Annotated in this window: 27 protein-coding genes; all 27 read right to left on the minus strand. The window is 67.5% G+C overall.

All coding sequences use genetic code 11. The features are described from left to right. Position 1: 1 nt before the first annotated feature. Entirely contained in the window at positions 2-313 is a 312-nt protein-coding gene (locus BJP62_RS12865; protein WP_070530164.1) for a monooxygenase, read from the minus strand. 69 nt (positions 314-382) lie between these two features. After that, the gene (locus BJP62_RS12870; RefSeq protein WP_070530166.1) at positions 383-1033 is read right to left on the minus strand and encodes a response regulator transcription factor; all 651 of its coding nucleotides are present in this window, start codon (positions 1031-1033) and stop codon (positions 383-385) included. Continuing rightward, positions 1008-2972, minus strand: coding sequence for a type IV pili methyl-accepting chemotaxis transducer N-terminal domain-containing protein (locus BJP62_RS12875; RefSeq protein WP_070530168.1), 1965 nt, complete (start codon positions 2970-2972; stop codon positions 1008-1010). The genes BJP62_RS12870 and BJP62_RS12875 overlap by 26 nt, the downstream gene beginning before the upstream one ends. Then, complete coding sequence (moaC, locus tag BJP62_RS12880; protein WP_070530170.1) at positions 2972-3466, minus strand: cyclic pyranopterin monophosphate synthase MoaC; 495 nt, start codon at positions 3464-3466, stop codon at positions 2972-2974. Before moaC ends, BJP62_RS12875 begins: the two co-directional genes overlap by 1 nt. Further along, positions 3463-4047 carry a molybdenum cofactor guanylyltransferase MobA gene (gene mobA, locus BJP62_RS12885; RefSeq protein WP_070530172.1) on the minus strand — a complete coding sequence of 195 codons (585 nt, stop codon included), beginning with the start codon at positions 4045-4047 and terminating at the stop codon, positions 3463-3465. Before mobA ends, moaC begins: the two co-directional genes overlap by 4 nt. Positions 4048-4125: 78 nt before the next feature. Continuing rightward, positions 4126-4602 carry a molybdopterin synthase catalytic subunit MoaE gene (gene moaE / locus BJP62_RS12890; RefSeq protein WP_070530174.1) on the minus strand — a complete coding sequence of 159 codons (477 nt, stop codon included), beginning with the start codon at positions 4600-4602 and terminating at the stop codon, positions 4126-4128. 1 nt (position 4603) lies between these two features. Further along, on the minus strand, positions 4604-4861 hold the full coding sequence (moaD, locus tag BJP62_RS12895; protein WP_070530175.1) for a molybdopterin converting factor subunit 1: 258 nt from the start codon (positions 4859-4861) through the stop codon (positions 4604-4606). 4 nt (positions 4862-4865) lie between these two features. Beyond that, a complete protein-coding gene (glp, locus tag BJP62_RS12900; protein WP_070530177.1) occupies positions 4866-6095 on the minus strand; it encodes a gephyrin-like molybdotransferase Glp in 1230 nt (409 codons plus the stop codon). Further along, positions 6082-6621 carry a molybdopterin-guanine dinucleotide biosynthesis protein B gene (gene mobB, locus BJP62_RS12905; protein ID WP_070530179.1) on the minus strand — a complete coding sequence of 180 codons (540 nt, stop codon included), beginning with the start codon at positions 6619-6621 and terminating at the stop codon, positions 6082-6084. Before mobB ends, glp begins: the two co-directional genes overlap by 14 nt. Continuing rightward, positions 6621-7625 carry a GTP 3',8-cyclase MoaA gene (moaA, locus tag BJP62_RS12910; protein WP_070530181.1) on the minus strand — a complete coding sequence of 335 codons (1005 nt, stop codon included), beginning with the start codon at positions 7623-7625 and terminating at the stop codon, positions 6621-6623. The genes mobB and moaA overlap by 1 nt, the downstream gene beginning before the upstream one ends. A gap of 313 nt (positions 7626-7938) precedes the next feature. Beyond that, positions 7939-8670, minus strand: a complete 732-nt coding sequence (locus BJP62_RS12915) for a peptidylprolyl isomerase (RefSeq protein WP_070530183.1) — start codon at positions 8668-8670, stop codon at positions 7939-7941. Positions 8671-8886: 216 nt separating this feature from the next. Continuing rightward, complete coding sequence (hisD, locus tag BJP62_RS12920) at positions 8887-10179, minus strand: histidinol dehydrogenase (protein WP_145927202.1); 1293 nt, start codon at positions 10177-10179, stop codon at positions 8887-8889. Between the two features lie 71 nt (positions 10180-10250). Continuing rightward, complete coding sequence (locus BJP62_RS12925) at positions 10251-11336, minus strand: DUF805 domain-containing protein (RefSeq protein WP_168163836.1); 1086 nt, start codon at positions 11334-11336, stop codon at positions 10251-10253. 258 nt (positions 11337-11594) lie between these two features. After that, positions 11595-12263 carry an ATP phosphoribosyltransferase gene (hisG, locus tag BJP62_RS12930; protein WP_070530186.1) on the minus strand — a complete coding sequence of 223 codons (669 nt, stop codon included), beginning with the start codon at positions 12261-12263 and terminating at the stop codon, positions 11595-11597. A gap of 7 nt (positions 12264-12270) precedes the next feature. Beyond that, positions 12271-12675 carry a DUF4870 domain-containing protein gene (locus BJP62_RS12935; RefSeq protein WP_070530190.1) on the minus strand — a complete coding sequence of 135 codons (405 nt, stop codon included), beginning with the start codon at positions 12673-12675 and terminating at the stop codon, positions 12271-12273. A 13-nt stretch (positions 12676-12688) separates the two neighbouring features. Continuing rightward, entirely contained in the window at positions 12689-13939 is a 1251-nt protein-coding gene (gene murA / locus BJP62_RS12940) for a UDP-N-acetylglucosamine 1-carboxyvinyltransferase (protein WP_070530191.1), read from the minus strand. A 52-nt stretch (positions 13940-13991) separates the two neighbouring features. Further along, positions 13992-14177: a hypothetical protein gene (locus tag BJP62_RS12945; protein ID WP_145927203.1), complete on the minus strand. Its 186-nt coding sequence runs from the start codon at positions 14175-14177 to the stop codon at positions 13992-13994. Continuing rightward, positions 14174-14413: a BolA family protein gene (locus tag BJP62_RS12950; protein WP_070530195.1), complete on the minus strand. Its 240-nt coding sequence runs from the start codon at positions 14411-14413 to the stop codon at positions 14174-14176. Before BJP62_RS12950 ends, BJP62_RS12945 begins: the two co-directional genes overlap by 4 nt. A gap of 14 nt (positions 14414-14427) precedes the next feature. Further along, positions 14428-15183, minus strand: coding sequence for an ABC transporter permease (locus BJP62_RS12955; protein ID WP_070530196.1), 756 nt, complete (start codon positions 15181-15183; stop codon positions 14428-14430). Positions 15184-15197: 14 nt separating this feature from the next. After that, positions 15198-15632, minus strand: a complete 435-nt coding sequence (locus tag BJP62_RS12960) for a GNAT family N-acetyltransferase (protein WP_070530198.1) — start codon at positions 15630-15632, stop codon at positions 15198-15200. Beyond that, the gene (locus BJP62_RS12965; RefSeq protein ID WP_070530200.1) at positions 15629-16522 is read right to left on the minus strand and encodes an ABC transporter ATP-binding protein; all 894 of its coding nucleotides are present in this window, start codon (positions 16520-16522) and stop codon (positions 15629-15631) included. Before BJP62_RS12965 ends, BJP62_RS12960 begins: the two co-directional genes overlap by 4 nt. After that, positions 16519-17418 (minus strand): VacJ family lipoprotein, encoded by a 900-nt coding sequence (locus BJP62_RS12970; protein WP_070530202.1) that lies wholly within the window; start codon positions 17416-17418, stop codon positions 16519-16521. Before BJP62_RS12970 ends, BJP62_RS12965 begins: the two co-directional genes overlap by 4 nt. Positions 17419-17490: 72 nt before the next feature. Continuing rightward, a complete protein-coding gene (locus BJP62_RS12975) occupies positions 17491-17757 on the minus strand; it encodes a lipid asymmetry maintenance protein MlaB (RefSeq protein ID WP_145927204.1) in 267 nt (88 codons plus the stop codon). 1 nt (position 17758) lies between these two features. Next, positions 17759-18364 carry a phospholipid-binding protein MlaC gene (locus BJP62_RS12980; protein ID WP_070530205.1) on the minus strand — a complete coding sequence of 202 codons (606 nt, stop codon included), beginning with the start codon at positions 18362-18364 and terminating at the stop codon, positions 17759-17761. 3 nt (positions 18365-18367) lie between these two features. Then, entirely contained in the window at positions 18368-18847 is a 480-nt protein-coding gene (mlaD, locus tag BJP62_RS12985; protein WP_070530207.1) for an outer membrane lipid asymmetry maintenance protein MlaD, read from the minus strand. A 54-nt stretch (positions 18848-18901) separates the two neighbouring features. Then, on the minus strand, positions 18902-19696 hold the full coding sequence (gene mlaE, locus BJP62_RS12990; protein WP_070530208.1) for a lipid asymmetry maintenance ABC transporter permease subunit MlaE: 795 nt from the start codon (positions 19694-19696) through the stop codon (positions 18902-18904). Next, positions 19693-20484, minus strand: coding sequence for an ABC transporter ATP-binding protein (locus tag BJP62_RS12995; RefSeq protein ID WP_070530210.1), 792 nt, complete (start codon positions 20482-20484; stop codon positions 19693-19695). Before BJP62_RS12995 ends, mlaE begins: the two co-directional genes overlap by 4 nt. Positions 20485-20493 lie beyond the last annotated feature (9 nt).

A 20493-nucleotide genomic window follows, 5' to 3' on the forward strand; every position in this document is an offset into this window, starting at 1 on the left:
CTCACGCGATCGGGGCGTGGTTGATCAGGCTGAGCGGTTCGCTGATGTCGAAAATGATCGAACGGATGTCGGTGGCGCCCATCTCGCTCAGCCGCAGCCAGTGCATCGCCAGATACTGCTCGGCACATGCGCGGTTCTCGAACAGGTAGACGCCGCCGCTGCGGCCGGCGGCCTCGCTGAAGGTCCAGACCTTCCAGACGAAGCCCGGCTCGCGGTTGATGGAGTCGGCCAGCGCGAGCAGCGGCGCCGGCAGCGCCTCGCCGGTCAGGGCGTCGGGAGAGAAAACGAAATCGACTTGCAGCAGCACGCGCATACGGCCTCCGGATCCAAGTGGTACCTCCTCCAGCTTAGCGCCGTGCGGCGGAGGGCTTCCTGCGCAGGGTCAAGCCGGCCGGCCCAGTCCGTGCTCGACCGCGTAGACGGCGGCCTGGACCCGGCTCGACAGGCCGAGCTTCTTGAGGATGTTCTGCACGTGGATCTTGACCGTGCTTTCGGCCAGGTCGAGTTCGCGCGCGATGGCCTTGTTGCTGTCGCCGCGGGCGAGAAAACCGAGGATCTCGCGTTCGCGCGGCGTCAGCCGGTCCTCGTCGCGCGGTTCGGCCGGGACCGCCGCGCTGCGGAACTGGGCGACGAGCTTGGCCGTCATCGCTTCGGCAACGACGGCCTCGCCGGCGTGGGCGCGGACGATGGCGCCGACGAGATAATCGGCGTCGATGTTCTTCAAGAGGTAGCCGCGCGCACCGCCGCGCAGCGCCTCGGCGAGGTCTTCGGCGTCTTCGGACACCGTCAGCATCAGCACGGCGGTTTTCGGGTTGTCCTCGAGGATCAGCTGCAGCGCCTCGAGGCCCGACAGCCCGGGCATGTTCAGGTCGAGCAGCACCACGTCGGGCGCGAGCTCGTGGCAGCGCTTGACGCCTTCGGCCCCGTCGGCGGCTTCGCCGACGACGTCGAACTCCGGCTGGCGCGACAGCAGCAGCTTGATGCCGCTGCGGAACAGCGTGTGATCGTCAACCAGCAATACCCTGATCGCCATGAGGCCCCTTCCTTTCCTGTGTGCGTTCGTCGAGCCGGCGTGCTTCGGACGGAATGGTCAGCCGCACGACGGCGCCGTGATCCGACTCGACGACAAGCCGTGCCGACAAGCGGTCGGCACGTTCCTGCATGATTTTAAGCCCGACATGGCCTTCGGCGCGCGCCGCGACCTCGGCCGCGTCGAAACCGCGCCCGTCGTCGCTGATTTCCAGTGTCACGTCGCGCTCGTTGGCAAAGCGGACCCGGATCGCGGTTGCATACGCATGCTTGCGCACGTTCGACAGCGCCTCCTGCAGCACGAACAGCAGCTGCAGCTGGTCCTCGGCCGGCAGCGGCGCGCCCGAGCCGCTCGCATCGAAGTCGACGGCGATGCCGGTCTGGCGGCGGAAGCGCTCGATCGTTGCGCGCATGCTCGAAACGAGGTCGCCCTCGGCCAGCCGCGTGCGGAAGTTGTTCAGGAGCTCGCGCACGTCGTCGTAGCTTTCCTGCACCCCGGCCTTGAGCAGCGGCACGACGTCCAGCGCCTCGGCCATCGCGCCGCGCCTGAGCGAGTCGTTGAGCATCTGCACCTGCAGGTTCAGGAACGACAGTCCCTGGGCGATGCTGTCGTGCAGCCCCTGCGCCAGCAGGTTGCGTTCCTCGTAGACGGCGATCTCGCGCTCGCGCGCGGCCAGCCGCAGGTTCTCGAGCGCGATGCCGAGCTGTTCGCCCAGTGCCTCGAGCAGTGCGCGCTCGCTCCGGCCGATGTCGCGGCTGCGGCGGAAGTGCAGGTTGAACTGGCCGGTCGACCGCGTCCGGGCGCGGACCGGAAAGGCGCTGACCTGGACGAAGCCTTCGCGCTCGCACGAGTACGGTGCGGCCGCGCTCGGCAGCTTGCGGAAATCGTGGACGACGGCGACACCGTCCTTGAGGCTGGCGCCGCACAGGCAGTCGCCCGGCTGCAGGCAGTGTTCGGCCGCCGCCAGCGCGTCGGAGATGCCCTCGTAGACGACCATGTGCGCGGCGTCCGATTGCGGGTCGACGATGCGCACGCTGCCGCCGTCGGCGTCGAACCAGGTCATCAGCTTGCCGAGGAAGTCGCGGCACATCGCCTCGGCCGACAGCCCGGCGTTGAGCCCGGCGCCGATGTCGTTGCGCAGGGCCAGTTCGCGGTTGCGGGTGTTGAGCGCCGCGGTCTTGGCCTGCACCCGCGCCTCGAGCGAGCCGTGCGCGTCGGCAACGCGGTCGGCCATCCGGTTGAAGCCGCGGGTCAGCTCGCCGAACTCGTCGTCGGTCTCGACCGGCAGCCGGACGCTGTAGTCCCGCTCGGCCATGCGCGAGATGCCGCCCGAGAGCCGGTACAGCGGCCGGAACACCAGCAGGAACATCAGGTAGATCTGCGCGACGGTGCCGACGACCGCCAGCACGATCAGCAGCATCTGCGAGCCGCGCAGCAGCATGGTCCGCCGGGCGTTGTACTGCTCGATGTCGAGCACGAGTGCGTTGATCTGCTCGACGAAATGGTCCATCTGCACGCGCATTTCCGCCGGGGCACGCTTGAGCGTGCTCGGTGGTGCGGCCAGCAGCCGCGCGTAGCGCGCTTCGATCGCCCTGAAGCGTTCCCGCACCGCCGGGTCGCCCGGCAGGTAGAGCGGCCGCGCCGGATCGCCGTGGTCGAGCAGCGCCAGCGTGTCGGCAAACTGGCGCCGTTCGGCGTCGATCTGCGCCGCCAGCTCGGGGGTCGGGCTTTCGCGGTTCAGCTGCAGCGTATAGCCAAGCCGGTAGGTCTGCATGCGCAGGCTGCCGGCGGCGTTGATCGCCGCTGCACCGCCTTCGAGCTGCCACGACAGGTAGAGCGTCATGCCGACGGCGGTCAGGCCCGCCAGCAGCGAAACCAGCAGCAGCGTGACGACCTTGTGCGAGAGCTGCTTGCGCGCCGGCAAGGCGTCGGCGTTGACCATCAGCCGGCCCCGGCGGCCTGGCCGTCGCCGGCCCGCCAGTCTCCGGACTTGCCGCCGCGTTTTTCGAGCAGGCGGATGTCGCCGATCACCATGCCGCGGTCGACCGCCTTGCACATGTCGTAGATCGTCAGCAGCGCGACGTTGACCGCGGTCAGCGCCTCCATCTCGACGCCGGTCTTGCCGACGGTTTCGGCGACGACCTCGCAGCGCACGCCGTCGGCTTCGAGTTCGAACGCCACGTCGACACGGGTCAGCGGCAGCGGGTGGCACAGCGGAATCAGCTCGGACGCCTTCTTGGCCGCCATGATCGCGGCGATCCGGGCAATGCCGAGCACGTCGCCCTTCTTGTGGCCGCCCTGGGCGACCAGCGCCAGCGTCGCCGGCTGCATCCGGATCCGGCCTTCGGTGCGGGCGACGCGGTGGGTGTCCGCCTTGGCGCCGACGTCGACCATGTGCGCCTGGCCTTGATCGTTGAAATGGGTGAGTCCGCTCATGGTGAAGGCTGGTCCTTGCCGAAGGCGGCGAGCGCTTCCGGCGTATTCAGGTTGGCGAAGGCGTCGGCCGGAAAGACGGCCGGTACGGCGGCCAGGCTTGCCAGCCAGTCGCGCAGCTTCAGCTCGCGCCGCTGCAGCCGCCCGGCCAGCGCGTCGGCGGCGCTGCGGCGCACCAGGCAGATGCTGGGCTGGATCGCAGTGCCGGCATGCGCGACGGCGGCCTGTTCGTCGGCCAGCGCGTCGGCAAGGCGCGCGACGAGGTCGTCGGGCAGTACCGGTACGTCGCACGGCAACACCAGCAGCGCGTCGGCGTCGGTCGCGGCCAGCGCGGTGTGGATGCCGCCGAGCGGGCCGAGGCCGCGGGGAGGCGCGTCGCTCAGTACCGGTACATTGTAACGGCGATAGGCGTCGAGGTTGCGGTTGGCCGAAATCGTCACCCAATCGGGCGGGCGCGTCTGCGCGGCAAGTGCGGCGAGCACCCACTCGACCAGCGGCCGGCCTGCCAGCGGCAGCAGGCCCTTGTCCCGGCCGCCCATGCGCCGGCCTTCGCCGCCGGCGAGGACGACGGCGGCGATCTTCATCGAGTACCTCCGCCGGAAAGCATGATGGCGGCGATTTTCATCGAGTACCTCCGCCGGCGAAGACGACGGTTTCGATCCTCATGGCGCGTCTTCAGGGTGCCAGCGGGCCATCGCCTCGGTGTCGCTCTCGCGCGCGTCGACCCAGTGCGCGCTGGTTCCGTCCGATTCTCGCTTCCAGAACGGCGCCTCGGTCTTCAGGTAATCCATCACGAAGGCATTGGCGTCGTAGGCGGCGTGGCGGTGGGCACTGGCGGTCAGCACCAGCACGATCTGGTCGCCCGGATGCAGCGGGCCGACGCGGTGGACGATGGTCACCGCGGTCAGCGGCCAGCGCGCGGCGGCTTCGGTCGCGATCCTGGTCAGCGCCTTCTCGGTCATGCCCGGATAGTGCTCAAGCTCGAGGACGGCGACGTGCCGGTCGAGGTTCAGGTCGCGGACCCGGCCGACAAAGGCGACGACGGCACCGCTGGCGGCCTCGTCGCTGACGAGTGCTGCGTATTCGGCGCCGAGGTCGAAGTCGGCCTGACCGACGCGGATGTCGATACGCACGCTCATTTCAGCCCCCGGTCACCGGCGGAAAGATCGCGACCTCGGCACCGGCCGGGATCACGTCGTCGGGCCGGGCCATTTCCTGGTTGACCGCGACGCGGAACACGCGCGTGCCGCCGAGCTCGTCGGCAAAGGCGCCACCGCGGCCGATCAGTTGGGCGATCAGGTCGGCGACGGCGCTGCCGTCGCGCACGGCCAGCGTTTCCGCGGCCAGGCCGAAGACGTCGCGCAGGCGGGCGAAGTAGAGCAACTGGATGGTGTTCATGGCCTTACCTCAATGCGGCGAGCGGCACGAAGTCGACGGCGTCGCCGTCGGCGACCGTCGCTCCTTCGGGGATGACGACGAGGCCGTCGGCCCAGACCACCGACGTCAGTACGCCCGATCCCTGGTTCGGATAGAGCACGGCGCGGCCGTTTTCGAGCCGCGCGCGCAGGTATTCGCGGCGGTTGCCGGCGCGGCCGATCGCGAAACCGGCCGGAACCCTGACGGCCTGCACCGGTGCTTCTCCGCCGACGCGAGCGGCGAGGAAGGGCCGGACGAAGAGCAGGAAGGTGATGTAGCTCGACACCGGGTTGCCGGGCAGGCCGATGAAGTCGGCGCCCGGGTCGGACCCGGTCTCACCGCCGGAGCCGGCGCGGACCTCGCCGGCGGGGATGCGGCCGAAGGCGAACGGCTTGCCGGGCTTGATCGCGATCTTCCACAGCGACAGCGCGCCGAGCGATTCGACCGCCGCCTTGACGTGGTCCTCTTCACCGACCGAGACGCCGCCGGTCGACAGCACGACGTCGTGCGTTGCCGCCGCGTCGGCGAGGATGTCGCGGGTGGCGGCGAACTGGTCGGGCACGATGCCGAGGTCGTCGACGATGCAGCCGGCGTCCGTCAGCAGCGCCGAGATCGCATAGCGGTTCGAGTTGTAGATCTTGCCCGGTGCCAGCGGCGCGCCGGGCTCGACCAGTTCGTTGCCGGTCGACAGCAGCGCGACGCGCAGCTGCCTCATGACCCCGACGCGCGCGACGCCGACGGCGGCCAGCAGGCCGAGCTCGGCCGCGCCGAGCCGGGTGCCGGCTTTGATCACGGCGGCGCCGGCCATCACGTCCTCGCCGCGCCGGCGGATGTGCTGACCGGTCCGCAGCGGTGTGCCGATGCTGAGAATGCCGCCCTCGACGGCGCAGTCTTCCTGCATCGCGACCGCGTTGGTGCCGTCGGGTACCGGTGCGCCGGTGAAGATGCGCGCGGCCTCGCCGGGCGCCAGCGCGTCGCCGGTATCGCCGGCAGCGATGCGCTGGACGACGCTGAACGTCGCGCCGGGGCCAAAGTCGGCGACGTTGAGCGCGTAACCGTCCATGGCGCTGTTGTCGAAGCCGGGGACGGCCAGCGTCGAGACGACGTCGGCGGCGAGCGTGCGGCCCAGCGCCGCACCCAGCGGCAGTGTTTCGGTGTCGGTAATGCGGCGGGCGCCGCCCAGCAACTGGGCGAGTGCCTGATCAACGGTCAGCATGGTGGTCCAGGGGCGGCAGGGTGAGTGACAGGTGGCGGGCAATGAAGCCGGCAATCGCGCCGGCGTCGTTCAGGTCGAGCAGCGGCAGTCCGTGATCAATCGGCATCTCGACCGGGCCGTCGCTGGCGACGGCGACGATGAACGGGTCGTCCGGGTGCAGCAGCGGCTTGCCGGTGGCGGCACGCCAGACTTCGAGCTTCGGGATGGCTTCGCGCTTGAAACCTTCGACCAGGGTCAGGTCGGCCGGCGACAGCCGGGCGAGTTGCTCGGCGAGCGCCGGTTCGGGCTGGTCACGCAGCTCGTGGACGATCGCGTAGCGGTAGGGCGATGCGACCAGCACCTCGCCGGCGCCGGCGGCGCGAAAGCGCGCGCTGTCCTTGCCCGGCGGCTCGAGTTCGAGATCGTGGTGCGAGTGCTTGATCGCGTTGACCTTCAGGCCGAGGGCGCTGAAGTGGGCGATCAGCCGCTCGGTCAGCGTGGTCTTGCCGCTGCCGGAGTAACCGACGATGCCGAAGACGCGCGCCATCAACCGCCCGTCTGCGACATGAAACGCACGAGCTTGGTCGGTGCCTCGGTGAACTCGTGGCGCTCGGGCTTGAGTTCGATCGCCCGGGCGATCGCCGCGTCGAGGTCGGCATCGCTGCAGCCGGCGCGCAGCATCGGGCGGAACTCGAATTTCTCTTCCTGCCCGAGGCACAGGTAGAGCGTGCCGTCGACCGACAGCCGGACGCGGTTGCAGGTGGCACAGAAATGCTGCGAGATCGGCGTGATGAAACCGACGCGGCCGCTGCCGTCGGGAGTTTTCCAGTAGCGCGCCGGGCCGCCGCCGAGTTCGTCGGCTTCGGGAGTCAGGCCGAAACGCTCGACGAGTCGTGCGCGCACCGGCGCGAGGTCGAGGTACTGGGCGTTGCGGCCGGTGTCGCCCATCGGCATCGTTTCGATCAGCCGCAGGATGAAGCCGTGCCGCATCGCGAACTCGGTCATCCGTTCGATCTCGGCTTCGTTGACGCCCTTCATCGCGACCATATTGAGCTTGATCGGCGCAAAGCCTTCGTCGCGCGCGGCCATGATGCCGGCAAGGCTGGCGTCGAAGGCGTCGCGGCCGGCGAGCTTTTCATAGCAGCCGCGGTCGAGCGTATCGAGGCTGATGTTGAGGCGGTCGACGCCGGCGGCGCGCAGCGCGCGGGCGTGGCGGACCAGCTGGGTGGCGTTGGTCGACAGCGACAGGTCGTCGAGGCCGTCGAGCGCCTTGAGCCGGCCGGCGAGGTCGGCAAGGTTGCGGCGCAGCAGCGGCTCGCCACCGGTGAGGCGGACGCGGGCGACGCCGGCGCGCACGAAGGCGGCGACGAGGCGTTCGAGCTCGTCGAAACTCAGCCAGTGCTCGGGCTCTTCGAAGCCGTGGAAGCCCTTGGGCATGCAGTAGCTGCAGCGCAGGTCGCAGCGATCGGTGACCGAAACGCGCAGGTAGCGGATCGAACGGCCGAAGCGGTCGATCAGCGGGCGGTTGGTGAGCTTGGGGTCGGTGAGCATTGCCTCCTCCTCATGCTGCCATTCTAGGCGGATCGTGGGGCAAGGGCTGTTCGCCTGTCGATGCAGGCAGGCTAGTCCATTTGGACTATACACCGGTCATTTTATGCCGCTGCGCTGCGGCTGTGGATAAGCAATCGCCCCGGTGGGGGCCGGGGCGATTGCATGTGGGATGCGAAGCCATTCCAATAGGCGAGTGAGCCAAAGCAGTTTGTTCCCGCCCGAAGCGCAGGAACCGGAATGGACGGGCGGTCCATGAGGATTCCGAGCATCGGACGGGGACAAAATGCGCAGGCGTAACCGCCTAATGGGGGGCTTAGCCGGCGGCCTTGAGGTCGTAGCCCTGGATGTCGGCGGCTTCGACCAGACCCTGCAGGTAGGTGTGCATCGCGCGGCGCGCTTCCATCTCGGTCAGGTAGGCGGTCAGGCGTTCCTTGACCTCGTCGAAGCCGACGCTGGCGCCTTCGGTCTTCTTGCCGGCCTTGATGATGTGCAGGCCGAACTGGGTTTCGACCAGCTCCTTGGCCAGCTCGCCTTCGCCGAGCGCGAACGCGGCCTGCTCGAACTCCGGCACCATCTGGCCGCGGCCGAACGCACCGAGTGCGCCGCCTTGCTGGCCCGACGGGCAGGCAGACAGTTCCTTGGCGCGGGTTTCGAACAGGTGCGGCGCGAGGCGCAGTTCCATCAGCACCTGTTCGGCCTTGCCGCGCAGCAGCGCAGCCGGCGTTTCCGGCGTGGACTTGAACAGGATGTGGCTGGCTTCGACCTGCTCGCCCTGGACGAAGGCTTGCGGGTTGGCATCGTAGAAGGCGCGGGCCTGGGCTTCGTCGACCTTCGGCGCCTCGATTTCCTGGCCGAGCAGCTCGCCGACGGCTTCCTGCGGGTCGGCGGCTTCGATGCCCTTGGCGCGCGCGCGCTGGGTCAGCAGTTCGCGCAGGATCAGTTCCTGAACGGTGGCGTCGACCGGGCTCGGCGCGTCCTGGTGGTGCGGCAGTTCCGCTTCGATCTGTGCATCGGTGATTTCAACGCCGTTGACGAGAATGGCCATGGATCAGGTCCTGTCTGTAGATAGTAAAAAGCCGCGACATCGGTCGCGGCCTGTCATGGATTGCATGTCGGGCCGATTAACCCGATTACAAGAGGGGGGATTGGCCCGGCCGAGCAAATCCAGTGCAACGATGCTGGCAAGGCGTGCGAGCGCAGACAGTACAAGCTAGTACGGCAAGCGAGCGCAACGCAGCCAGCAGGATTTGCTTGGTCGCGCCTATTTCAGCCGCAGCTCGGCGGCGTTCGCGTGTGCCGTCAGCCCTTCGCCGTGCGCCAGCGTTGCGGCGACGCGGCCGAGCGTCTGTGCGCCGGCCTCGGACACCATGATCAGGCTCGAGCGCTTCTGGAAGTCGTAGACGCCAAGCGGGCTGGAGAAGCGCGCGCTGCGTGCGGTCGGCAGCACGTGATTCGGCCCGGCACAGTAGTCGCCGAGGCTCTCGGACGTGAACTTGCCCATGAAGATCGCACCGGCGTGGCGCAGCTTTTCGACCCAGGCCTTCGGATCGGCGACCTGCAGTTCAAGGTGCTCCGGCGCGATCCGGTTCGAGATCGCACACGCCTCGTCGAGGTCGGCGACGTGGATCAGCGCCCCGCGGTTTTTCAGCGACGCGGCGATGATGTCGCGGCGCGGCTGGCCCGGCAGCAGTTTCTCGATGCTGGCGGCGACGGCATCGATGTATGCCGCATCCGGGCACAGCAGGATCGCCTGGGCGATTTCGTCGTGTTCGGCCTGGCTGAACAAATCGATCGCCACCCAGTCCGGATCGGTGCTGCCGTCGCACAGCACGAGGATTTCCGACGGGCCGGCGACCATGTCGATGCCGACGACACCGAACACCGCACGCTTGGCGCTGGCGACGTAGGCGTTGCCCGGGCCGGTGATCTTGTCGACCTGCGGCACGGTCTGCGTGCCGTAGGCGAGCGCACCGACGGCCTGCGCACCGCCGACGGTGAACGCGCGCGACACGCCCGCGACATAAGCGGCGGCCAGCACCAGATCGTTGCGCTCGCCCTTCGGCGTCGGCACGACCATGATGATTTCGGCCACACCGGCGACGTGGGCCGGAATCGCGTTCATCAGCACCGACGACGGATACGCGGCCTTGCCGCCGGGCACGTAGATGCCGACGCGGTCGAGCGCGGTGATCTGCTGGCCGAGCAGCGTGCCATCTTCGTCCTCGTAGCTCCACGAACTCATCTTCTGGTGTTCGTGGTAGCTGCGCACGCGGCGGGCGGCGAAGCTCAGTGCGTCCTTCTGCACCTGCGGCAGCCGCTCGAACGCGGCCTTGAGTTCGTCCTGCGTCAGCTCGAGCGCGGTCATGTCCTTCACCGACGTGCCGTCGAAACGGTTGGTGTACTCGACCACGGCGGCATCGCCGCGCGCTTTCACGTCGGCAAGGATGGCGGCGACGCGGGCGTCGACCTCGGGGTCCTGCGAGGTTTCGAACGCCAGCAGCGCGGCGAGTTCGGATTCGAAGTCTTTGGTGCGGGTGTCGAGGCGGCGGATCATGGCGGCTCAGGCTGGACATTGGGGTTTCACCGATTATACCTGCCGTCTGCCTGTGTACGGCTTGCTGCTGCTCAATCCGCCTCGCGGTCGCGTTCGGCCTGTTTTTGCAGCAGTTTTTCACGCATTTCGGCATCGCTGACGTCAATACCGGCCGCGCGCAACCGTTCGGCTATTTCGTGGACTTGCGCATCGGTGATTTCGCGGCCGTGATTGTCGTAGATCTTCGGTGCATCGCCTTCCGCTGTCGTGGTTTCGCTCGCGGTCGGGTGATCGAATATCGCCTGGCGTGCTTTCGGCGATTTCAGCGCAGCTGGTAGCGTTGCGATGCCGGCGAGCAGGCACAGGGCCGCGCCGATCTGGATCAGCGCAGTCGGGGGCGCTGCCGGCGGGCCGAAGCGGTTGACTTCGGTATCGCCGGGGACCAGACACAGGCCGAGCGAAGCGAGCGAAACGCCACCCGACAGCAGCATCCCCAAACGCGGGTCGATGGCATAGGCGACTGCGGAAAGGGCGATTGCGGCCAGGCACCACCAGCCGGAAAAGTCGAAATCATGCAGCCTGAGCATGGTAAGGCGCAGCATCAGCCAGAGTGCTCCGGCAGCAAAGGCGTAGATAAAGCCGTCGAGCAGCACCAGCAACGGTGAGCCCAGTAGCGCCGCCGCGCTAATCACCACCAACAGCGCAAGGCTGTAGGCGAGGTAGCGTATCCGGCCCAGTCGGCCATCAATGAATACACCGAGCAGCGATGGTGTAAGAAAGTCGATGTCGTCATCGGGAACCCGGCCATTCAGTACGGGGGGTGTCGGCGCGGTGTCGCGAGCGCCCCCCGACTGCTGGGCGGCTTGGCCTGCCTGCGCTGCACGATAACGCGGCATGTCGACGCCGCAGCCCAGACACAGCGTGCGCGGTGGCTGCTGCCGTCCGCAGGCGGGGCAGGCGACGCCGTTCTCGATGGCGGGCCCGGCGGCGGGTTCGACGGTCAGGCTGGCGATGTCGAGATCATCGCTGACGATGCGCCGCTGGTGGTCGATGCCGGCCGGCGGGGGCAGCGGCTCGGCGCGGACGACGACGCCGGCACGTTTCAAATGCGCCAGATACACCGCCGTTTCCCTGCCGGATACGCTGGGCTTGATGGTTTTGGGTGCCGTGCCGAGCAACTGGCGTGCGCGTTCGATGTCGATCTTCAGCAGCGCGGCGAGGTTGGCCGTCGCGGTTTCAGGCGATACGCCGGGCTGCAGCTCGCCGGTCAGGACGAGGCGAACGGGGTCGTGCATCGGTCGGTTCCGGTCTGGATTTATTTCCAGTGACGATATTGTTTGATTCAGTTTCGAGCAAGAAAAACGTCGACGCTTGCGGATTCATGACGCAAAAAAGCCGGCATTGCGCCGGCTTTGCTGACGGTGGCGTGGCCGGGCTTACTGGCCGGTCGCGCCGGAGCCGATCGCGCTGGAGCCGATTGCACCAGCAAAGGCCTCGAGCATCGGCTGGATCCGCTCTTCCTTGAGCTTGAGTGCGGCCTGGTTGACGACGAGGCGGCTCGAAATCTCGCGGATGTGCTCGACCGCGACGAGGTCGTTGGCCTTGAGCGTGCCGCCGGTCGATACGAGGTCGACGATGGCGTCGGCGAGGCCGACCAGCGGGGCGAGCTCCATCGAGCCATAGAGCTTGATGATGTCGACATGAACGCCCTTGGCGGCGAAGTGCTCGCGCGCCTGCTGGACGTACTTGGTCGCGATCTTCAGCCGTGCGCCCTGGCGCACGGCGCCGTCGTAGTCGAAGCCGTTGCGCGTGGCGACCATCAGCCGGCACCGGGCGATCTCGAGGTCGAGCGGCTGGTACAGGCCGGCGCCGCCGTGCTCGATCAGCACGTCGCGGCCGGCAACGCCGAGGTCGGCTGCGCCGTACTCGACATAGGTCGGCACGTCGCTGGCGCGGACGATGATCAGCCGCACGTCGTCGCGGTTGGTGCCGATGATGAGCTTGCGGCTCGCTTCCGGGTCTTCGGCCGGGGTGATGCCGGCGGCGGCGAGCAGCGGCAGCGTTTCTTCGAAAATGCGTCCCTTGGACAGCGCGATCGTGATCATCGCAGGCTCACTTGAAGAGTTTAATGGTCAGCGGGTATTTGGACTGCCAGCCATTGATGGCCTTGGCGCCTTCCCACATCGAGAAGATGGTCGAGCCGATCGCAACCCACCAGATCAGGAGCATCGAGTGCAGCGCAAAGCCGGCGATCATCGCGAACAGGTAGAGGCTGCCCATCAGCAGCTGGAAGTTGACCGCCTGCACCGCATGCTGTTCGACGAACTCCGAATGGACACGGGCGAACTGCAGGATCAGGAAGGGGATCACCAGCGCGAGGATGGGCATCGGCAGGTAGGGAATCCAGAACAGCCCGGCCAGATGTGCGAGCGCGGCAAAGCCCTTTTCGACCGGCTGCGGCGGACGCGGCTTGCCGTCGTTGTCGTCGCCGCGGGGTTTGGGGTTGAGCGTCAGCATGCGGTCATCCGGTTCAGGAGAGGCGTTCGATCTGCGCGCCGACGCCGGCGAGCTTGGCTTCGATGTGCTCGTAGCCGCGGTCGAGATGATAAATGCGGTCGACGATGGTCTCGCCGTCGGCCACCATGCCGGCGATCACCAGGCTGGCCGACGCGCGCAGGTCGGTCGCCATCACCGTGGCGCCGGACAGCCGGTCGACGCCGGTGACGATGGCGGTATTGCCCTCGGCCTTGATCTGCGCGCCCATCCGGCCGAGCTCCGGCACGTGCATGAAGCGGTTTTCGAAGATCGTTTCGGTCATCACGCTGGTACCGCTGGCGATCGCGTTCAGCGTCATGAACTGCGCCTGCATGTCGGTCGGGAACGCCGGGTATTCGAGCGTGCGGATGTCGACGGCCTTGGCGCGCTGCTTCATGTCGAGCGCGATCCAGTCGTCGCCGGCCTCGATGTGCGCACCGGCCTCGACCAGCTTGTCGAGCACGGCGCCGAGGATGTCGGCGCGGGTGTTGCGGCAGACGATGCGGCCCTGTGCGGCGGCAGCGGCAACGAGGAAGGTGCCGGTCTCGATCCGGTCGGCGACGATCGCGTGCTCGGCGCCGTGCAGCTGCTCGACGCCTTCGATCGTGATCGTGTCGGTACCGTGGCCGCTGATCTTTGCGCCCATCTTGATCAAGAGCTCGGCCAGATCGACGATTTCGGGTTCGCGTGCGGCGTTTTCCAGCACCGTCGTGCCTTCGGCCAGCGTCGCGGCCATCAGCAGGTTTTCGGTGCCGGTGACGGTGATCATGTCCGAGCGGAAGCGTGCGCCACGGAGCTTGCCCTTGGCCTTGACGTAGCCGTGTTCGATGACGATCTCGGCGCCCATCGCCTGCAGGCCCTTGATGTGCTGGTCGACCGGGCGCGCGCCGATCGCGCAGCCGCCGGGCAGCGACACCTGGGCTTCGCCGAAGCGCGCCAAGGTCGGGCCGAGCACGAGGATCGACGCACGCATCGTCTTCACCAGCTCGTACGGTGCGACGAGGCTGCTGATGTGGCTGGCGGTGATCTCGTACTCGTGGACGTTGTCGGTCATCACGCGCACGCCCATGCCCTGCAGCAGTTTCTGCGTCGTCTTGACGTCGGCCAGTTGCGGCACATTGGTCAGGCGCAGCGTGTCGGCGGTCAGGAGGCTGGCGCAGAGGATGGGCAGGGCGGCGTTCTTGGCGCCGGAAATGGTGATCTCGCCATTGAGCGGCGTACCGCCGATGATTCTGAGTTTGTCCATGGTGTGTCTACGACTGGGCCGGCGCGCAGGGCGCCGGCGGATTGATTGGGGGCTAGCGGAAGAAGTACCAGTAGGCCAGCGCGGCCGCGGCGATCAGCCACGGCAGGTTGGTCAGCGCCACGAGGCCGTGGGTCTGGTCGCGCTTGCCGGACTCGATGGCCGCTTTTTTGGCGGCTTCGAGCTTGGCGCGCTCGCGCTCGATCGCGTCGAGCGAGAAGCGCTCGTTCGGCTCGCTCACTGCGCGGCCCATTCGGCCGGCGTGGCGGTCTTTTCCAGCGACAGCGCGTGCAGTTCGCCCGAGTCGATCACGTCCTTCAGCGCGTCCTTGACGAGCCGGTGCCGCGCCAGGAGGCCGAGGCCTTCGAAGCGCGGGCTGACGATGCGGGCGTAGAAGTGGTGGCCGTCGCCGTTCACGTGGACGTGGGTGGCATCGAGACGGTCGGTGATCAGTTGCTGGACGAATTCGGGAGTCATGGGCTTGGTGGGGCTTAGTGCCTGATTTTGTAGCCCGATTTTATCAGCGAGTAGGCCCAGAGCGACAGCGCTATCAGCGCCACGCCGACGACCGCGAGGCTTTGCCACGGCGAAACGTCCGAGACGCCGAAGAATCCGTGCCGGAAACCGTCGATGGCGTAGAACACCGGGTTCCACTGCGACACGCTGTACCAGAACGGCGGGAGCGAGTGGATCGAGTAGAACACGCCCGACAGGAAGGTCAGCGGCATGATCAGGAAGTTCTGGAACGCGGCGAGCTGGTCGAATTTCTCCGCCCAGATGCCGGCGATCAGCCCGAGCACCGCCATCAGCGCGCTGCCGAGCAGCGCGAATGCGAGCACCCAGAGCGGGTTGGCGACCGGCGGCACCGCGAACAGCAAGGTCACCAGCAGCACGCCGGCGCCGACCATGACACCGCGCACGACGGCGGCGAGCACGTAGGCGGCGAAGAACTCGAAGTGCGACAGCGGCGGCAGCAGGATGAACACCAGGTTGCCGGTGATCTTGGACTGGATCAGGCTCGAACTCGTGTTCGAGAACGCGTTCTGCAGCATGCTCATCATCGCCAGCCCCGGGATCAGGAAAGCGGTGTAGCGCACGCCAGGGTAGGGCTGGACATGGGCGTCGAGCACGTGGGCGAAGATCAGCAGGTAGAGCAGCGCGGTGAGCACCGGCGCGGCGACGGTCTGGAACGAAACCTTCCAGAAGCGCAGCAGCTCCTTGTAGAACAGCGTGGTAAAGCCTTGCATCGGGAGCCTGCGGGTTAATCCAGCGTTTTGACGAAGCGCAGCCCGGTATCGCGGTAGCCCTGCGTTTCGTAGAAGTGGTGGGCGTGTTCGCGCTGGTGGGCGCTGTTGACGATCAGCCGGTCGGCGCCGTGCTCGCGCGCCCACGCTTCGCCGGCGGCGAGCAGCGCCTGGCCGACGCCGCCGCCGCGGCAGTGTTCGGCGACGACAAGGGCGATGATGCGCGCGTGCGCGCCGTCCTGGTCGAGCGACAGCCCGAGTGCGAGGCCGATCAGGCCGACGACGGCGCCGTCCTGCTCGGCGACCAGTGCACCGTAGCCGCCGGCCTTGTCGAGCTGGCCGAGCCGCGTCTGCATCTCGCAGTCGGTGCTCGGGTAGCCCAGCGAGGTCATCAGCCGGGCGAGGATGGGTGCATCGGTCAGTTGCGCCGGGCGGATCGTTGTCGGGGTCATTGGCTGTGCATCATTTCGACGAAGATGTCCTCGAGGTCCGGCTTGACGACTTCGATGTCGCGGACCGTGACCGACGCGGACTTCAGCGTTGCGAGGATGGTTTCGAGTGCGCCGACGTCGGCGAGCTTCAGCTCGACCAGGCCGTCGCTGCCGCGCAGTGCCAGCGGGGCAAGGCTGGCCGGCAGCGCGCCGTCGAGCCTGAGCCGCAAGGTCCGGCTGCGGCCGTGATCGAGCAGCGTGTGCTTGTCTTCGAGTGCCAGCAGCCTGCCCTGCTTGAGCATGGCGATCCGGTTGCACAGCGCCTCGGCTTCTTCGAGGTAGTGCGTCGTCAGCACGATGGTGTGGCCCTGGTCGTTGAGCCGCTGGACGAAATCCCACAGCGTCTGGCGCAGCTCGACGTCGACGCCGGCGGTCGGCTCGTCGAGGACGATCACCGGCGGCCGGTGGACCAGCGCCTGGGCGACCATCACCCGGCGCTTCATCCCGCCCGACAGCGCGCGCATATTGGCGTTCGCCTTGGCGGTCAGGCCGAGGTTCTCGAGGATTTCGTCGATCCAGTCGCCGTTCTTCTTCAGCCCGAAGTAGCCGGACTGGAACACCAGCGACTCGCGCACGCTGAAGAAGGGGTCGAACACCAGCTCCTGCGGCACGATGCCGACCGCGCGGCGCGCGGCACGGTAGTCGTCGGCGACGTCGTGGCCCATCACCGAGATGCGGCCGCTGCTGGCGCGCGCCAGGCCGCCGAGGATCGAGATCAGCGTGGTCTTGCCGGCGCCGTTCGGGCCGAGCAGGGCGAAGAAATCGCCCTCGGCGACGTCGAAGCTGACGCCGGACAGCGCGTTGAAGTCGCCGTAACGCTTGACGACGCGGTCGAACGAGATGGCGCTCATGGCGTTGCCGTGGCGGGCGCCGGTGCTTCGGCCGGTTCGGACGCGGTGGCCGATGCTGGTGCCGAAGCCGAAGCCGAAGCCGAAGCCGAAGCCGAAGCCGAAGCCGAAGCCGAAGCCGACGGATCGATCGCGGCCGCGGCGCTGGCGGCTTCCGCTGCGACGCCGGAGGCGGTCGGCGCGATGTCGTCATCGTCGTCGTCACCCAGCTGCAGCGGATGCGGCGGCTGGCCGTCGTAGACCTTGTTCCAGCGTGCCTGCAGGTAGGCGTCGCGCATGTACGCGTACGGATCGATCTGGCTGTCGAGCATCGCGTCGAGCGGCAGCAGCCGGCTGCGCGCGTCGACGAAGTAGACGCCGTAGTAGGCGATCTGCCCGGCCAGCGGGTCGATGTAGTCGATTGGCCCCCAGGTCAGCCGGACCAGCGGGTCGGCGGTGTCGCGCAAGGTCAGCGGGCCGTAGAACGGCACCATCAGATAGGGGCCGGAGCCGACGCCCCAGTGGCCGAGGGTCTGGCCGAAATCGGCGTTGCCCTTTTCCAGCCCCATCCGGGTGCCCCAGTCGAACAGGCCGAACATGCCGAAGGTGGTGTTGACGAGGACGCGGCCGGCACCGGTCCCGGCCTCGGAGAACTTGCCCTGGAACAGCGCGGCGACCGAGCCGAACAGGTCGTCGATGTTCGAAAAGAAGTTGGACGTGCCGTCCTTGACCGGACCTGGTACGTAATCGACATAGGTCTGCGCCACCGGGCGCAGTACCGCACGGTCGACCGCGCGATTGAAGGCGAAAACGCCCCGGTTGACCGGCTCGATCGGGTCGTAGTTGTTCTGTGGCGTTGCACAGGCAGTCAGCAGCAGCGGGAGCATCAGGCCCGCCAGGCGCAAGGCTTTGTGGGTCATGGTCTGTTCAGGGTAGCGCGTCTGCACCGGGGTGCAGGATGAAAGAGCACCGGCCGCAAGTGCGGCCGGTTTTCAGCGTTCGTGCAACCAGTCGGCCACGCCATAAAGGCGCGCCAGTTGCGCCAGCGTCGGTGGCAGATTGACAAAGTGTAGCGTTACTTGCCGTCGTCGTGCTTCGCGCAGCCAGTGCAGCAGGACCGAGACACCGGCCGAGTCGGCTTTGGTGACGTCGGCCAGGTCGATGTCGAGCCTGCCGTTCGCGGCCGGCCAGTCGGCCAGCGTCAGCCGCGAGGCCGCGGTGGCAAGGGTTAGCTCGCCGTTCATGGCGAGCCTGCGCACATCAGCCACCTTGCTTGCCACTGGCGGCGAGCTTGGCGTTGCGGTCGGACAGCGTCTTGATCAGGCCGTCGATGCCGTCCTTGCGGATCACCGTACCGAACTGGTTGCGGTTGTTGACGGTGAAGCTGATGCCGTCGACGGCGATGTCGAACACCTTCCAGTTGCTGCCGACCTTCTCGAAATAGAAGTCGAGCGGGATCGGCTTCTGGCCCGGAATCGACACCTCGGTGCGGACGGTCTGCTCGCTCGAATCGGCGCCCGGGCGGGAACCCTTGACGTCGACTTCGGCGTTCTTGTAGATCGTCAGCGCCGACATATAGGTGCGGACCAGCATGGTGCGGAACTCCCGCGCCAGCGCCTGCTGCTGCTCCGGCGTGGCCTGGCGCCAGTACTTGCCGACGGCGAGCGAGGTCATCCGGGTGTAGTCGGCCAGCGGCGAGACGCGGGCGTCGACCTGGTCGCGTACCCTGGCCGGGTCCTTGTCTCCCTGCTTGAGGATGGCCAGCACGTCGTTGCTGACGCCACGGACGATCTGTTCGGGCTCCGCCGCGGCGAGCGCGAAGGCCGGCAGCAACGAGAAGAGCAGGGCAGCAATCCATTTTTTCATGTCTTATTTCTCCGTAGTACTCGTGCCGCCTTCATCTGCCTTGGAAAACAGGAAGCGGCTGATCAGTTGTTCCAGCACGATCGCCGACGAGGTGATCGTGATCCGGTCGCCATCCTTGAGCATCTTGTCGTCGGCGCCCGGCTCGAGACCGATGTACTGTTCGCCCAGAAGGCCCGAGGTGAGGATCTCGGCGCTGGTATCGCGGCTGAATCGGTAACGGTCGTCGAGCTTCATCGTCACGCTGGCGACGTAACGCTGCGGGTCGAGCGAGATCGCCGATACCCGGCCGACGACGACACCGGCGCTCTTGACCGGTGCGCGCACCTTCAGCCCGCCGATGTTCTCGAAGTTGGCGGTGACCGTGTAGGTGCTCGCCGCCGGCAGGCTGCTCTGGCTGCTGACCTTCAGCGCCAGGAACAGCAGCGCGACGATGCCGATCGCAATAAAAAGCCCGACCCAGAAGTCGATCATTGTCCGTTTCATCGCAACAATCTCAAGTATCCAATTGTGTTAATTGTGTGCCGTCCTGCGGCCGCGTCAAACGCCGCGGAACATGAAGGCCGTCAGCAGCACGTCCAGACCGAGGATCACCAGCGCGCTGGTGACGACGGTGCGCGTCGTTGCGCCCGAGACGCCTTCGGCCGTCGGCGGCGCGTCGTAGCCCTCGAACACCGCGATCAGGCTGACCGCGATGCCGAAAAACACGCTCTTGATCACGCCGTTGATCACGTCGAGGCGGAAATCGACCGAGGCCTGCATCTGGCTCCAGAAACTGCCGGCATCGAGCCCGAGCAGATGCACGCCGACGAGGTAGCCGCCGAAAATCCCCATCGCGCTGAACAGTGCCGCCAGCAACGGCATCGAAATCACGCCACCCCAGAACTTCGGGGCGACGACGCGCGCGACCGGGTTGACCGCCATCATTTCCATTGCCGACAACTGCTCGGTCGCCTTCATCAGGCCGATCTCGGCGGTGATCGCGCTGCCGGCGCGGCTGGCGAACAGCAGCGCGCCGATCACCGGTCCGAGTTCCCGCACCAGCGACAGCGCGACCAGCACGCCGAGCGAGCTCGACGCGCCGAAACGCACCAGCGTCTCGTAACCCTGCAGTGCCAGCACCATGCCGACGAAAAGCCCCGAGACCGCGACGATCAGCACCGACAGTACGCCGGCGAACCAGATCTCGCGCATCGTCAGCGAGAAACGGCTCAGCGCGAACGGCGATGCCTTCAGCACCGACCAGAGAAAGCGGCAGGCGAAGCCGAGCTTGATCAGCGCGCCGGTGACCGGGGCGCCGAGGCTCTGCAGCGCGCGGGAAAGCGGATTCGTCATGGCCGCTCCAGGTTCAGTGCCGCCGCGTACGGTTCGGCCTCGCGGTGGAACGGCACCGGGCCGTCGGGCTCGCCGTTGACGAACTGTTTGACGAAGGGGTGCGTCGAGGCACGCACCTCGTCCGGCGTGCCCTGGGCGACGACCGCGCCGTCGGCGAGGAAATAGACGTAGTCGACGATGGCCAGCGATTCGGCGACGTCGTGGGTGACGACGATCGATGCGCCGCCGAGCGCGTCGTTGAGCTCGCGGATCAGCTGGCCGGTGACGCCGAGCGAAATCGGGTCGAGCCCGGTGAACGGTTCGTCGTAAAGCATGATGCGCGGGTCGAGCGCGATCGCCCGTGCCAGCGCCACGCGCCTGGCCATGCCGCCCGACAGTTCGTTCGGCATCAGTTGCGCCGCACCGCGCAGGCCGACCGCGTGCAGCTTCATCAGCACCAGGTCGCGGATCACCGATTCGGGCACCTTGCCGCGTTCGCGCAGCGGAAACGCGACGTTGTCGTAGACCGAGAGGTCGGTGAACAGTGCGCCGAACTGGAACAGCATGCCGAGCTTGCGGCGCATGCCGTAGAGCCGCGCCTCGTTCATGGCGCCGACGTCGTCGCCGTCGACCAGCACCCGGCCGGTGCCGGCACGGAGCTGCCCGCCGATCAGCTTGAGCAGCGTGGTCTTGCCCGAACCCGAGCCGCCCATGATCGCGACCACCTGGCCGCGGTCGATGCGCAGCGACAGGTCGCGCAGCACGGACTGCTCGCCGTAGGCAAACGAGACGTCGTCGAAGACGACCATGGCGGGCGA

It is taken from the genome of Jeongeupia sp. USM3 (assembly GCF_001808185.1).
GTDB lineage: Bacteria > Pseudomonadota > Gammaproteobacteria > Burkholderiales > Chitinibacteraceae > Jeongeupia.

What these genes read in the sequence shown, in the direction of transcription:
- BJP62_RS12865 (WP_070530164.1), bottom strand. Translation starts at nt 313, where the DNA reads ATGCGCGTGCTGCTGCAAGTCGATTTCGTTTTCTCTCCCGACGCCCTG.
- BJP62_RS12870 (WP_070530166.1), bottom strand. Translation starts at nt 1,033, where the DNA reads ATGGCGATCAGGGTATTGCTGGTTGACGATCACACGCTGTTCCGCAGC.
- BJP62_RS12875 (WP_070530168.1), bottom strand. Translation starts at nt 2,972, where the DNA reads ATGGTCAACGCCGACGCCTTGCCGGCGCGCAAGCAGCTCTCGCACAAG.
- moaC (WP_070530170.1), bottom strand. Translation starts at nt 3,466, where the DNA reads ATGAGCGGACTCACCCATTTCAACGATCAAGGCCAGGCGCACATGGTC.
- mobA (WP_070530172.1), bottom strand. Translation starts at nt 4,047, where the DNA reads ATGAAGATCGCCGCCGTCGTCCTCGCCGGCGGCGAAGGCCGGCGCATG.
- moaE (WP_070530174.1), bottom strand. Translation starts at nt 4,602, where the DNA reads ATGAGCGTGCGTATCGACATCCGCGTCGGTCAGGCCGACTTCGACCTC.
- moaD (WP_070530175.1), bottom strand. Translation starts at nt 4,861, where the DNA reads ATGAACACCATCCAGTTGCTCTACTTCGCCCGCCTGCGCGACGTCTTC.
- glp (WP_070530177.1), bottom strand. Translation starts at nt 6,095, where the DNA reads ATGCTGACCGTTGATCAGGCACTCGCCCAGTTGCTGGGCGGCGCCCGC.
- mobB (WP_070530179.1), bottom strand. Translation starts at nt 6,621, where the DNA reads ATGGCGCGCGTCTTCGGCATCGTCGGTTACTCCGGCAGCGGCAAGACC.
- moaA (WP_070530181.1), bottom strand. Translation starts at nt 7,625, where the DNA reads ATGCTCACCGACCCCAAGCTCACCAACCGCCCGCTGATCGACCGCTTC.
- BJP62_RS12915 (WP_070530183.1), bottom strand. Translation starts at nt 8,670, where the DNA reads ATGGCCATTCTCGTCAACGGCGTTGAAATCACCGATGCACAGATCGAA.
- hisD (WP_145927202.1), bottom strand. Translation starts at nt 10,179, where the DNA reads ATGATCCGCCGCCTCGACACCCGCACCAAAGACTTCGAATCCGAACTC.
- hisG (WP_070530186.1), bottom strand. Translation starts at nt 12,263, where the DNA reads ATGATCACGATCGCGCTGTCCAAGGGACGCATTTTCGAAGAAACGCTG.
- BJP62_RS12935 (WP_070530190.1), bottom strand. Translation starts at nt 12,675, where the DNA reads ATGCTGACGCTCAACCCCAAACCCCGCGGCGACGACAACGACGGCAAG.
- murA (WP_070530191.1), bottom strand. Translation starts at nt 13,939, where the DNA reads ATGGACAAACTCAGAATCATCGGCGGTACGCCGCTCAATGGCGAGATC.
- BJP62_RS12950 (WP_070530195.1), bottom strand. Translation starts at nt 14,413, where the DNA reads ATGACTCCCGAATTCGTCCAGCAACTGATCACCGACCGTCTCGATGCC.
- BJP62_RS12955 (WP_070530196.1), bottom strand. Translation starts at nt 15,183, where the DNA reads ATGCAAGGCTTTACCACGCTGTTCTACAAGGAGCTGCTGCGCTTCTGG.
- BJP62_RS12960 (WP_070530198.1), bottom strand. Translation starts at nt 15,632, where the DNA reads ATGACCCCGACAACGATCCGCCCGGCGCAACTGACCGATGCACCCATC.
- BJP62_RS12965 (WP_070530200.1), bottom strand. Translation starts at nt 16,522, where the DNA reads ATGAGCGCCATCTCGTTCGACCGCGTCGTCAAGCGTTACGGCGACTTC.
- BJP62_RS12970 (WP_070530202.1), bottom strand. Translation starts at nt 17,418, where the DNA reads ATGACCCACAAAGCCTTGCGCCTGGCGGGCCTGATGCTCCCGCTGCTG.
- BJP62_RS12980 (WP_070530205.1), bottom strand. Translation starts at nt 18,364, where the DNA reads ATGAAAAAATGGATTGCTGCCCTGCTCTTCTCGTTGCTGCCGGCCTTC.
- mlaD (WP_070530207.1), bottom strand. Translation starts at nt 18,847, where the DNA reads ATGAAACGGACAATGATCGACTTCTGGGTCGGGCTTTTTATTGCGATC.
- mlaE (WP_070530208.1), bottom strand. Translation starts at nt 19,696, where the DNA reads ATGACGAATCCGCTTTCCCGCGCGCTGCAGAGCCTCGGCGCCCCGGTC.
- BJP62_RS12995 (WP_070530210.1), bottom strand. Translation starts at nt 20,484, where the DNA reads ATGGTCGTCTTCGACGACGTCTCGTTTGCCTACGGCGAGCAGTCCGTG.